An 11,876-nucleotide genomic window follows, 5' to 3' on the forward strand; every position below is an offset into this window, starting at 1 on the left:
TAGCCGCAACGGCCACTGCTGCCCCTCACCGCCTTCCGTCCGATACCGACAATGGTAATGCGGAAAGGCCCGGCATCGCTGCTGGGCCTTTTCTCTTGAGCGCTGAACGGTTGGACTCAGAAGTCCATGCCACCCATCCCAACGCCCGGGGGCATACCGCCGGCACCAGCGCCGGTGCTCTTCTTCGGGACTTCGGCTACCATGGCCTCGGTGGTAATCAGAAGCGCCGCCACGGAGGAGGCGTTCTGGATCGCGACGCGAACCACCTTGGTCGGGTCGATGATGCCCTTGGTGACGAGATTGCCGTACTCGCCGGTCTGGCTGTCAAAGCCGAACGAATACTGATCCTTCTCCAGGATCTTGCCGACGATGACGGAGCCGTCTTCACCGGCGTTGATCGCGATCTGGCGAGCGGGAGCCGACAGCGCCTTGCGCACGATCTCGACGCCGGTCTTCTGGTCGTCGTTCTTGGTCCGGATGCCCTTGAGATGCACAGAGGCACGGAGCAAGGCGACGCCGCCGCCCGGAACGATGCCTTCCTCGACGGCCGCGCGGGTCGCATGCATCGCGTCATCAACGCGATCCTTGCGCTCCTTCACCTCGACCTCGGTCGCGCCGCCGACGCGGATCACCGCGACGCCGCCTGCGAGCTTGGCGAGACGCTCCTGCAGCTTCTCACGGTCGTAGTCCGAGGTGGTCTCCTCGATCTGCGCCTTGATCTGGGCAACGCGAGCGTCGATGTCGGCCTTCTTGCCGGCGCCGTTGACGATCGTGGTGTTCTCCTTGTCGATCATCACCTTCCTGGCGCGGCCGAGCATCTGCAGCGTGACGTTCTCGAGCTTGATGCCGAGGTCTTCCGAGATCGCCTGGCCGCCGGTCAGGATCGCGATGTCCTGTAGCATGGCCTTGCGGCGATCGCCGAAGCCCGGCGCCTTGACGGCCGCGACCTTCAGGCCGCCACGCAGGCGGTTCACGACGAGGGTGGCGAGCGCTTCGCCTTCGACGTCTTCAGCGACGATCACCAGCGGCTTGCCGGTCTGCACCACGGCCTCCAGCAGCGGCAGCAGCTCGTTCAGCGAGGAGAGCTTCTTCTCGTTGATGAGGATGTAGGCGTCGTCCATTTCAACGCGCATCTTGTCGGCGTTGGTGACGAAGTAGGGCGAGATGTAGCCGCGGTCGAACTGCATGCCCTCGACGACGTCGAGTTCGGTCTCGAGCGACTTGGCTTCCTCGACCGTGATCACGCCCTCGTTGCCGACCTTCTTCATGGCGTCGGAGAGGAACTTGCCGATCTCGGCATCGCCGTTGGCCGAAATGGTGCCGACCTGGGCGATCTCCTCGTTCGAGGTGACCTTCTTCGAGTTCTTCTGGAGGTCGGCCACGACGGCTTCGACCGCGAGGTCGATACCGCGCTTCAGATCCATCGGGTTCATGCCGGCGGCGACTGACTTGGCGCCTTCCTTCACGATCGCAGCCGCGAGCACGGTCGCGGTGGTGGTGCCGTCGCCGGCCGCGTCAGCGGACTTGGAGGCGACTTCGCGCACCATCTGGGCGCCCATGTTCTCGAACTTGTCCTCGAGCTCGATCTCCTTGGCGACGGCAACGCCGTCCTTGGTGATGCGGGGCGCGCCGAACGACTTGTCGAGGACGACGTTGCGGCCCTTCGGACCGAGAGTGACCTTCACGGCATTGGCGAGGATGTCGACACCGCGCAGCATGCGGTCGCGGGCATCGACGCCTAATTTGACTTCTTTAGCTGACATATTTGTCCTCCCAGAATTGAAATTCGTCTCTCACCTGCAAGGCAGCACCGGCAGGCACTCCTCAGGGGTGAGCGTTTGCGCCGGTCGGCGTTAGGCCGCCTTCTTGGAGCCGGCGACGTCGGTAAGAACGCCCATGATGTCGCTCTCCTTCATGATCAACAGCTCCTGGCCGTCGATCTTGACCTCAGTGCCCGACCACTTGCCGAACAGCACGCGGTCGCCGACCTGGATATCGATCGGAATCAGCTTGCCGCTCTCGTCGCGGCCGCCGGGACCAACGGCGATGACTTCGCCCTGGGAGGGCTTTTCCTTGGCCGTGTCGGGAATGATGATGCCGCCTGCGGTCTTCTGTTCAGCCTCGATGCGCTTGACCACGATGCGGTCGTGAAGCGGACGGAATTTCATGCGATCCTCCTTGGCTTTTTGTGATTATTGCTGGATTGGCAGTCGCAATGAGCGAGTGCTCGCCGCTCCTCACATAAGCCTGTGACACTTGGGTGCAAGGGCTTCAACCCATGTCGCCTGTTGGTCCAAGCAGCGGTTGGGGATGTCCGCTATTCCGCCGCTGTCAGAGGATAAGCAGACATCCGGCAAACGGGCCAAAAGCGACGCGATTGCCCCTATGCCGAAGTCGGATTTGCGGCAGCCGCGCGTCCATTGCGCCAGCGGAGCTTGCCCGCGCCGCTGGCCCCGTTCACCTAGGTGGCGCGAACGTAGCCGTAGCGCAGGTTCGATGGTTGCTTCGCGGCTTGCATGTACTCGTTCTTGAGTGCCGCGAGGCGGTCCTCGGAAAAGGCCGGCATCCTGGTGTTCTCAGCCGCCTTCAACTTGATCTTGTAGAACCTGGTTGCGTTGCCCGCGAAGATCAGCTGCTTGGTAGCACTGTTGGCGTCGCCAAGCGCGACAAAGCCGTACTTCTTCTGCATATCCTCCGGGATTTCGAGCCGGCGGAGCGCCTCGATCTGCCACTGCGGTGAGCCGTACCAGACCGAGTCGGTGCCCCACATGACGTGATCAACGCCCATCCCCTTGATCAGCGTGCCGACAAGCGCGGCGCAGAACTTCGGATGCGCCACTGCCGAGTTGGCAAAGGACGTGCCGAGCTCCGCATAGACATTGGTGACGCCGAACTTCTGCGGGATCTCCGCGAGATCGGAGGCCCACTGGATGCGGCCGGTCTGCTCGAACTCCGCCCACGCCTTGTCGGGCAACTCGAGGAATGGCCGCAGCGCCGAGTGATAGATCACGAAGTTCATCTGCGGCCAATCCTTGGCGGCCTTTCCGATGTCCCACGCCGTTGCGTATTCCCACACGCCGGCGAACGACTTCTCATAGTCGGGCGGCAGCAGCCCCTTGTGGATGCACAGCGTGTTGATGCCGGCCTTCACCGCTTTCTCGTAGAACGGATACATCACCGGCTCGTCGTCGAGCCGCCATGGAAACTTCGAGGGCGCCAGCGGATCGCCAATCGTATAGGACTTCCAGGATTCCGGCTTGTAGACCTCGATCGCCTTGTCCACCTCGTCCATCCAGCCGGGTTGCTTGGGGGTGATGACGCTGTGCGCCAAGAGGCGCCGCGATCCGGCGAAGTCATTGATCAGCTCCCGCGCCTTGACGATCTGCTCGTTGGACAGGAGCCACCAGCTCGGGTCATCGAATGGCGCGCCGCTCAGGAGCGCCATGTTGGTGTCGCTGTCGTAGTAGACCTCTTTCACGTAGTTCTGGAATTTGTAGCGGGCGAGCGAGGAAACGCCTCCCTCCTTCATCTTCGGGTTCCAGTGCTCGCTCGCGAACTTGCCGAGGTCCAACAGCTCCGCGTGATTGAAATCGTCGCGCACGAAATGGGTCTGGACATCGAAGATGAACTGGTCGGCGAGGCTTTGCGCGCGCGCCAGCATGAGCTCGGGCTCGCGGGCCTCGGCGGGCGCGACCTGGAAAACATTGCCGTAGATGTCGTTCATGGCGAGGAACGCTGCCGCCATGCCGCAGCTCGTGTGCAGGAACTGCCTGCGGCTCAAGCCGAGGTGCTTGCCGTTCACGTCGGCGAGCTCGTTGATCCGCGCCTCGACCTTCTTCTGCGTGGCGCTCTGCGGGGGCGGGAGATACTCGCCGTTGGAAACAATCTGTGTCGGTATAGGCGTTGCAGCCGATGCAACCTCCGCGCCCGTGACGAGACGCTGTTCTCGCTCACTAAGCCAGGTGCTCATTGTTCTCCTCCCGTTTGTTGGCTAGTGCTGAGCAGTGCGCGCGTGAGGTGTGCGTTGGCCACTCCCAATCAGTTAGGTGGACCGACTAGGCGACCTCTCCTGTTCAGCCGCGCATGAACCCATCACACGCAGTACGCCCGGGCTTGCTCTCTTCATTGCTGCGAGAGCGCGGGCATACGCGAAAAACTACTTGCGGTAGTGGCGTATCATCGCTGAATTCAATGCTTAAAGCTTTATTGGCGCAAGCGATGTAATGCGACAGTCACACTGTCCCAACGCGGCATCAGTCCTTCATCCGATCATTTTCCGAGCCGAAGTGTAAAAGGCTCGTTGTTCAAATGGACTGCGTCGGCTCACAACGGGCATTCCATTGACGGGACAGCTCGGCAGGAGTTTGCTGGTGCAACTGCGCGTAAGCAATCCCGGCCGGGGGCCACATTCGGTCATCGGACCGATCGCTGTGAACCGCGCCGAACCGGGCAACGTGCTGGAAAGCCGGTACCAATCGATCCGTCCCTACGAATGGGGCGCAGTGTTCAACAACCCGGGATCGCTCGGCACGGGGCTGCTGCCGCAGGACTATGCGCAGGCGCAGATCAAGTACGTCGATCTCGACCTTGGCGCCATGACGGGCAGGTTTTTGCCCAACATCAGCATTCCATTGAAGCCGTTCCAGGGAATCTTGGGCGTTTCGCCGCTGGACGGCTATTTCCCGCCCGTGAGCCCCGGCGTGACCAACTCGGTGCCTCCGGGCCCGCACGCCAGCAATCTCGATCTCAACGAGTTGTCCGAAGGCTCGACGCTCTACATCCCGGTGTGGAAGCCGGGCGCCCTCATCTATACGGGCGATACCCACGCGGTGCAGAGGGACGGCGAGATTTCGCTCGCCGCGCTGGAGACGCGGCTGAAAGAGCTGCGCATCCAAGTCATCCTCAACAAGCAGAAGAACCTGGCCTGGCCGGTGGCGGAGACCGACGCACATTGGATCGTCATCGGGCTCGACAAGGACCTGAACGCGGCGATGACGCTTGCCGAGCGCAATGCGATCAAGTTTCTGGCGACGCGGGCGAAGATCAGCGAGCTGGACGCCTACGCCCTATGCAGCATCGCCGTAAGCTTCCGCGTGACGCAGGTGGTGGACATCGTGCGCGGCGTTCACGCCCTGATCCCGAAGGCCATCTTCGCTCCCGATCTGAGGCGCGAGATGACGGTGGTATAAGCAGCTCGCCTGCGCGCGAGCAGTACTCGACAGTGGAGCCTCATTGCAGCTGTTATGCCGGCGCTTTGGTGGACGGCGCACGACGTGCGGGTCGCGAGGGTGGCGGTGTTGCCGCTCTGGATCATTGTGGCCATGCTCCGTTACGGATGCGCCCCCGGGCTTATGATAAGTCGGGTTCAGTCCCCTCGAGTTGAGAGAATCGGACGGGCAGAATCTCTTTCATCGTCATTCTGCCGTTGGCGAGCTTCTCGGCCAGAATGAGCTGCTGCGCATTGGGCAGGCCGGCCGGTATCACCATTTTCCCACCTGCTTTCAATTGGTGGATCAGCGGAGGAGGAATGAGATCGGGAGCGGCCGTCACGATCACCTTGTCAAATGGGGCGTGCTCTGACCAACCGTGATAGCCATCGGCAATCTTGAGTTCGACATTGCTGCAGCCCTGCTGTCGGAGTCGTTGTTTCGCCGCTTGGCCAAGCTCTTCGATGATTTCCACGGAGTATACTTTGCGCGCCAGCTGCGCGAGGATGGCAGCCTGATAGCCGAGACCGGTGCCGATTTCGAGCACGCTGTCGTCGGCCTTGATGTCGAGCAGATCGGTCATTAAGGCGACCACAAATGGCTGCGAGATCGTCTTTGCGAAGCCGATTGGAAGTGGAATATTGTCATACGCGTAGGGCTGAAGTTCGATTGGCACAAACTCATGCCGCGGTACCTTGCCCATGGCAGTCATGACGCGTTCGTCTAGCGCATTCTTGCCGATTGCGTCGCGCAGCTCAAAGGCGCTGGCGGCGATGACGGCGAGCATGAGTTTACGCAGGGGCTCAAGGTTTTCTGCTCGCATTGGCAACCTTCACGGGCACGCGATCGGAATGCTTTGCCCTAACTGATGTTCCGGCCGTTTGCCGCGGATCATATTGGCGTTGCGCATGGGCGAAATGGACGGCGCACCCGCGCACGCCCCGGCAGTTGCAGCAACTGGCCACCCGTTACGACCGCTCTCGCGGGCTATGCCGAGGAAGTTCCTCAAGTGGAACTCCGTCGCCGATGGCGTTACCCACGACACGCTGAAGACCTCACAGGGCCATCGAGGACAACGAGACGCCTTCAAACGGGCCGCAACAATTGTACAATATTGACAGTTGCCCTTGAAGCGGGACATGCCGAAATCTTTGTGGCGGAACGGGCAGCGACCGTCGGCAGGCATTTGCTAGCACTCCGGCGCCGTTCCTTTGCTCGCGCTACCAGCATTTGCATTTCGCAGGCTCGCGCCGCTCCTGAGGCCAGTGCAGCGCCGAACGCTAAAGCAGCGGAGGATCACCATGAGTTGGTCCTATATCCCGAGATGGAAGTTCACTGATAGCTGCGGAAAGCCGCGTGTGCCCGGGGGGATCCACGTTGGCTGCGCCCATGACGGCCATATGCAGCACGGTCATGCAACTCGACGCGCTTTGCTCAAGGCTGGGGTTGCGATCGTCGGCAGTGCCGGGCTAGCGACGGTCGTCGGCCCCCGCGAGGCATTCGCGCAAGTTCGAGTCTTCCCACCCCCTCCACCGGCGGTGAGCCCGATCGCCGGCCTCATGGATACGCATGTTCACACGGCGCCCGATGTCTTCGGGCGGTCGCTGGACGATGACGAGGTCGCGACCCTTTATAAAGATCGCGGGTTGGAGTCGCTCGTTCTCAAAAATCACGTCGTGCCGACTGCCGACCGGGCTTGGTTCGCGCGCAAGCACGTTGCCGGCCTCAAAGTATTCGGCGGAGTCGTCCTTAATTCACCGATCGGCGGGATAAATCCGGATGCGGTTAACTGGATGTGGCGTATGCAGGGTGGCTTCGGCCGCGTCGTGTGGTTCCCCACCTTCGATGCCGACAACCACGTCAAACATTTCAAGGACGCGCCGGAAGGCATCAAGGTGCTCGACGCTGACGGAAAGGTTCTTCCGGCAGTACGCGACGTGCTCAAACTCTGCGCCCAGCAGAAGCTCGTCGTTCAGACCGGACATCTATCGCCGAGCGAGGCCCTCGCTGTCATCGAGGCTTGTCGCGATGCCGGCGTGGATCGCATGGTTGTGACCCATGCTCAGTTCGAGGTAGTCAACATGAGCTTCGAGCAAATGAAGAAGGCCGCGTCGATGGGCGCGAAACTCGAACTATGCGCGATGGGTCCACTGATGGGACCGGAGGCGCATTTGGAGTGGATGCGGCACTGGCGGCGAGTGAAGGTCGAGGAGACTGCCGCCGCAGTGAAGGAAGTTGGCGCGCAAAACTTCATTCTCGCGACCGATCTCGGTCAGACTGGCAATCCGAGCCCTGCCGACGGACTTCAACTGTTCGTCACCGACCTGATGAAGGCCGGCCTGACTAAAGATCAGATCACGACTATGGGACGCGAGGTGACCGGCAAGCTACTGATGGGTTGACTTGCGGCCGTTCTCGCGACCTCGATATCTCCCGACTGGGAGCTGGGTGAAGGCGTGCGTCTGCATAGAGGAATTGCGGTGCCTGAGCATTTCGCGCAGCAATCTAGGGACGACATGCACTCCAACACCACCTTCCGCCCCAATCCAGCAACTGGAACGCTCTTCAGCGAGGATGATGCTGGCGTCAAGGCGCCTCTCCGCTGCGTGTTTGAGCAGGCTCTGACTATAAGGAGGTAGCGATGAGGATTGAGAGCACCACATTTGGCGCGATTACAATTGACGGAAAGACGTATGAACACGATGTGGTCGTTCGCCTTTCCGGCGAAATTGTGAAGCGGAAAAAGCAGTTATCAAAGAAGCTCTACGGTACCTCGCACGTACTTTCGGAAGACGAGGCCAAATTTGTCTTCGAGAAGGGGTGCGACCAGGTCGTTATCGGCTCGGGTCAGATGGGCAACGTGCACCTGTCACCGGAAGCTGAAGCCTTTTTCGAAAGAAAGGGTTGCGAGGTCCTGCTGAAGCCGACCCCCGAGGCGATCGGGGTGTTCAACCGGTCGCGCGCAAAGAGAATCGGGCTCTTTCACGTGACTTGTTGAAAGAAATGCCAAGGTGAGGCTGTCCACGCTCACAGAGGCGCGGCACCACGGTCGGTTCGAAACACGACGTCCCGTTTTGCGGTTACGCGCCCCGCTCGAGCAACTCCTTCAGCTTTTGCTCGTTTCTCGGCAGCTGCCTTCGCACTTGCCGTACGATGAGCGGAGCCAGCATCCTGGCAATCCCGTGGGCTTCTACTTCGAGGGCGATCGTTACGCGCGACCGCTTGCCGTCATCGAGTGGCTCAACTGTGCCTTTGGCAATCGCTGTGAGCGGGCCGCCGACACCGCGCACCGTCCACGTCCTCGGAGGACTAAGTTCTGTTATCTCCTCCGTCCTCTGCAACTTCCGTAGACCGACCCGCCGGGTCACCACAGCTTTCAACGGGGCGTCACCTTCCCGGCGCGCCGACACGACGCCCCCCTGCCATTCGGGGAAATGCGAAAAGTCCGTCGCGTATAGGAAGACGTCTTCGGGGCGACGGGATATCTCAATGCTCTCTACGATCGTTGCCATCTGTTCCTCCTTTGCTCCGATCTCCTGTGGATGTCGCCGGGCCGAGGCGCTGAGCATCCGTCGCCGCGGGCCGCCAGGTCGAGCTGGCGGAGGCGCGCCGGGGTCAGGCAAGGATGTCGTACTCGTCTGGGCCGATGGGCTCATCTCTCCTTCGCTCGTGCTCTGGCCCTTCGCATCGTACTCCCCCAATCACCTGCCGGACAGCCGGACGCCTGTGGCGAAAGTGGCCGCGAAGCGTACAGTGCGATTGCACACGGATGCCAACGTAGCGCTCCCGGGCTTCGAGGAGGATCAACGCCGTGAAGCGGGACTTCGACCTCATCGTCCATGGCGCGACCGGCTACACCGGCCGTCTCATCGCCGAATACCTGGCGACATCCTGTCGCGGTGACGATGCTCCGTCCTGGGCGATTGCGGGACGCTCGACCGATAAGCTCCAGAAGGTGCGTGCCGACATCGGCGCACCCGATGATTTGCCGTTGGTGAAGGCGGATGCCGCGGAGCCGGCCAGCCTGCGTTCGATGTGCGAGCGTGCGGCCGTGATCATCACGGCGGTCGGGCCTTATCAGCTCCACGGTTCCGAGCTTGTGGCGGCCTGCGCGGCCACGGGCACGGCCTATGTTGATCTGTGCGGCGAACCGGCCTGGATGCGGCGCATGATCGATGCCCATCACGAGGAGGCGAAACGAACCGGTGCGCGCATTGTCTTCTCCTGTGGCTTCGGTTCCATCCCGTTCGATCTTGGTGTGCTCACGTTGCAGGAGAAGGCGCGCGAGAAATTCGGACGCCCGGCGCGGCGGGTCAAAGCCCGCCTGCGCAAGGTGAAGGGCGGCATGTCTGGCGGCACCGCGGCGAGCGCGCAGGCGACGTTGGCCGCTGCGGCGCGCGACCCGACTCTGATCCAGCTGCTGACCGATCCCTTCGCGTTGACGCCGGGGTTCATCGGGCCGTCTCAGCCGTCGGGCCTCATCCCCGAATACGACTCGAGCATGAACTCGTGGCTCGTGCCGTTCCCGATGGCCGATCAACATCAAGAACGTGCACCGTACCAATTTCCTGTTGGGTCATCCCTACGGCACCGACTTTGCGTATGACGAGATGATGGTCGCGTCGGGATTCGAGGAATTCGGCCGCGTGGCGACGGAAGCGTTCGCCACGGTGGTTTCCTTGTTCTGGACCGGCGGCCTCAAACCCGGCGCAGGTCCGACCCGGGACGAGCGTGAGAAGGGCTTCTACGACATCCTCTTCGTGGGCGAGTTGCCGGACCGTGGACGGGTCGAGGCCGTCGTCACCGGGGACGGCGACCCAGGCTATGGCTCGACCAGCAAGATGATCACCGAAAGCGCTCTCTGCCTCGTGCGCGACGTGCAGGGCGCGGGCGGCATCTGGACGCCGGGCGCGCTCATGGGGCCGGCCTTGCGCAAGCGTCTGAAGGAGCGCGCCGGCCTCACCTTCCGCGCGCGTTGAGGTAACGCTCAGAACTGTTCTTGTTTCGGTCGCAGCCATTGTCGGCGCGCGCGGAACCGGCGAGTGGAAAGAGACCGATTACAACGGGCAATGGCGTAAGGCTCGACCGGATATCGACTATGTTGGGGGCGCGCTTTAGATTAGATTACCTACCGTGGGCGCGATTTTTCGCCCGCCTGAAGCAGCTTTCCGTATGCGCTCCCTCGTAAACCAGGAGGATAGTCATGCGATCGTTTCAAAGCATTTCTGTTGGCATCGCATTCTCCGCGCTGATGGCGGCAGGCGCGAGCTGCGCCGGCGCCGAAGACGTGCCGCTTGGCGTTCGGCTGGTCAATCAAATGAACGCGCTTTACGGCCAGCATCCGCGCGTTCGCGCGAACCACGCCAAGGGTGCCGTGTTTGAAGGCATCTTCACTCCGGCACAAGGCGCCGACACCTTCAGTTCGGCTGCCTTTCTCAAAGGTGCTCCCACGCCGCTGGTCATTCGCTTCTCAAATGCGGGCGGCGTCCCTGACGCGCCCGACACCCACGCTTCGACCGACCGTATCCGCGGCATGGCGATCAAGTTCCGTCTCTCGGATGGGAGCGAGGCTGACATAATCTGCATATCGGCAAACGGATTTCCGGTGGCGACCGGCGAGGATTTTCTGGCTCTGCTCCAGGCGGTCGGCGCGAGCGGTCCCGACGTGCCCAAGCCGACGCCGGTTGAGAAATTCTTGTCGACCCACCCGGCCGCGTCCGCGTTTGTCACCACGCCTCGGCCGGTGGCGGTCAGCTACGGCACGCAGCCGTTCTTCGGCGTCAACGCATTCAAGTTCACCGATGCGCAAGGAACGAGCAAGTTCGGCCGCTACCGCATCGTGCCCGAGAGCGGGCCCGCCTACGTGAGCGACGAGGAGGCGGCGAAGCGTCCTCCGAACGCACTCGCCGACAATCTACGGGCATCGCTCGAAAAAGGACCAGTCAAGTTCCACCTTCTGGTGCAGGTTGCCGCCGCAGTTGACCCTATCACGGATGCCACGAACGTTTGGCCGGACAGCCGGCCGACGGTGGAGCTCGGCGAAATCGCGGTGATCAAGGCGTTGGATACGAAGAAGGTTGAGAACGAGTTGCTGTTCTTGCCAACTAATGTGACGAGCGGCATCGACGCTTCGGATGACCCACTCATCAATACGCGCACCGAGGCGTATGCGGAGTCGTTCGGGCGCCGTACCAAATAGATCGCCCGACGATCGCCCGAAGGCCGTCCAGCGAACTATCCCCGCTAGTGGACGTTCGTGGCGTTGGTGGCGCGATGGGCGACGATCCACGGCACCTTTCTCGCACGGGGGCCGAAAAAGCGGATATGGAGCCGTCATCCGCTGAAGAAAAGCCGACTTGCTGTTTGAACAATTGGTGATATCGGTCTCTCCCCCGACCGGCCGATAACGGATGGGTCGAGCAGGTCCGCTCCGCCCGGGTACATCAGAAGTCAATTTGTTCCGCTATCGCCAGGGCGTCGTCGACTTCGATGCCGAGATATCGGACCGTGCTCTCGATCTTGGTGTGGCCAAGCACTTGTGGCCCTCAATTAACGTTCGGCCCTTTTCCAGGCTCATGTTCAATTTCTCTCCCCGGCGTTACCTGCAATTAATTCGATGATCAATCGAAGATCATCCATTCGGGGCGAGATGGCGGCAATGCTTTCGGC

At 61.7% G+C, this 11,876-nt stretch carries 9 protein-coding genes and 2 pseudogenes; 5 read left to right on the top strand and 6 right to left on the bottom strand.

The features are described 5' to 3' along the window. Positions 1-116: 116 nt before the first annotated feature. From groL to J2R78_RS39550, 3 genes are all read right to left on the bottom strand, one after another. Entirely contained in the window at positions 117-1,763 is a 1,647-nt protein-coding gene (gene groL, locus J2R78_RS39540) for a chaperonin GroEL (RefSeq protein WP_253609039.1), read from the bottom strand. A 90-nt stretch (positions 1,764-1,853) separates the two neighbouring features. Then, on the bottom strand, positions 1,854-2,168 hold the full coding sequence (gene groES / locus J2R78_RS39545; RefSeq protein ID WP_229157899.1) for a co-chaperone GroES: 315 nt from the start codon (positions 2,166-2,168) through the stop codon (positions 1,854-1,856). A 293-nt stretch (positions 2,169-2,461) separates the two neighbouring features. After that, the gene (locus J2R78_RS39550) at positions 2,462-3,970 is read right to left on the bottom strand and encodes an amidohydrolase family protein (protein WP_253609040.1); all 1,509 of its coding nucleotides are present in this window, start codon (positions 3,968-3,970) and stop codon (positions 2,462-2,464) included. A 370-nt stretch (positions 3,971-4,340) separates the two neighbouring features. Between J2R78_RS39550 and J2R78_RS39555 the strand changes: the two genes are divergently transcribed. Next, the gene (locus J2R78_RS39555) at positions 4,341-5,189 is read left to right on the top strand and encodes an acetamidase/formamidase family protein (RefSeq protein ID WP_253609041.1); all 849 of its coding nucleotides are present in this window, start codon (positions 4,341-4,343) and stop codon (positions 5,187-5,189) included. A 160-nt stretch (positions 5,190-5,349) separates the two neighbouring features. Here the strand turns inward: J2R78_RS39555 and J2R78_RS39560 are convergent, their stop codons facing one another. Then, positions 5,350-6,030 carry a protein-L-isoaspartate(D-aspartate) O-methyltransferase gene (locus J2R78_RS39560; protein ID WP_229157902.1) on the bottom strand — a complete coding sequence of 227 codons (681 nt, stop codon included), beginning with the start codon at positions 6,028-6,030 and terminating at the stop codon, positions 5,350-5,352. A 478-nt stretch (positions 6,031-6,508) separates the two neighbouring features. On the opposite strand from J2R78_RS39560, the gene J2R78_RS39565 reads away from it, so the two are divergent. Together J2R78_RS39565 and J2R78_RS39570 are read left to right on the top strand one after the other, a co-directional pair. After that, positions 6,509-7,609: a DUF6282 family protein gene (locus tag J2R78_RS39565; RefSeq protein WP_253609042.1), complete on the top strand. Its 1,101-nt coding sequence runs from the start codon at positions 6,509-6,511 to the stop codon at positions 7,607-7,609. Positions 7,610-7,848: 239 nt separating this feature from the next. Beyond that, positions 7,849-8,205 carry an Mth938-like domain-containing protein gene (locus J2R78_RS39570; RefSeq protein WP_229157904.1) on the top strand — a complete coding sequence of 119 codons (357 nt, stop codon included), beginning with the start codon at positions 7,849-7,851 and terminating at the stop codon, positions 8,203-8,205. Positions 8,206-8,287: 82 nt separating this feature from the next. Here the strand turns inward: J2R78_RS39570 and J2R78_RS39575 are convergent, their stop codons facing one another. Continuing rightward, positions 8,288-8,719: an SRPBCC family protein gene (locus tag J2R78_RS39575; protein WP_253609043.1), complete on the bottom strand. Its 432-nt coding sequence runs from the start codon at positions 8,717-8,719 to the stop codon at positions 8,288-8,290. Positions 8,720-9,018: 299 nt separating this feature from the next. Between J2R78_RS39575 and J2R78_RS39580 the strand changes: the two are divergent. Further along, positions 9,019-10,186: pseudogene (locus tag J2R78_RS39580) on the top strand (saccharopine dehydrogenase family protein). A 224-nt stretch (positions 10,187-10,410) separates the two neighbouring features. Next, positions 10,411-11,406, top strand: coding sequence for a catalase family peroxidase (locus J2R78_RS39585; RefSeq protein WP_253609044.1), 996 nt, complete (start codon positions 10,411-10,413; stop codon positions 11,404-11,406). 244 nt (positions 11,407-11,650) lie between these two features. Here the strand turns inward: J2R78_RS39585 and J2R78_RS39590 are convergent. Next, positions 11,651-11,743: pseudogene (locus tag J2R78_RS39590) on the bottom strand (integrase); the annotation flags it as partial. Between the last annotated feature and the right edge of the window lie 133 nt (positions 11,744-11,876).

It is taken from the genome of Bradyrhizobium sp. USDA 4538, from assembly GCF_024171045.1.
GTDB lineage: Bacteria > Pseudomonadota > Alphaproteobacteria > Rhizobiales > Xanthobacteraceae > Bradyrhizobium > Bradyrhizobium australafricanum.

Bases quoted from the DNA above. Each gene is read 5' to 3' on its own strand.
- groES (WP_229157899.1), bottom strand. From the start codon at position 2,168: ATGAAATTCCGTCCGCTTCACGACCGCATCGTGGTCAAGCGCATCGAG.
- J2R78_RS39560 (WP_229157902.1), bottom strand. From the start codon at position 6,030: ATGCGAGCAGAAAACCTTGAGCCCCTGCGTAAACTCATGCTCGCCGTC.
- J2R78_RS39585 (WP_253609044.1), top strand. From the start codon at position 10,411: ATGCGATCGTTTCAAAGCATTTCTGTTGGCATCGCATTCTCCGCGCTG.
- J2R78_RS39575 (WP_253609043.1), bottom strand. From the start codon at position 8,719: ATGGCAACGATCGTAGAGAGCATTGAGATATCCCGTCGCCCCGAAGAC.
- J2R78_RS39570 (WP_229157904.1), top strand. From the start codon at position 7,849: ATGAGGATTGAGAGCACCACATTTGGCGCGATTACAATTGACGGAAAG.
- groL (WP_253609039.1), bottom strand. From the start codon at position 1,763: ATGTCAGCTAAAGAAGTCAAATTAGGCGTCGATGCCCGCGACCGCATG.
- J2R78_RS39565 (WP_253609042.1), top strand. From the start codon at position 6,509: ATGAGTTGGTCCTATATCCCGAGATGGAAGTTCACTGATAGCTGCGGA.
- J2R78_RS39550 (WP_253609040.1), bottom strand. From the start codon at position 3,970: ATGAGCACCTGGCTTAGTGAGCGAGAACAGCGTCTCGTCACGGGCGCG.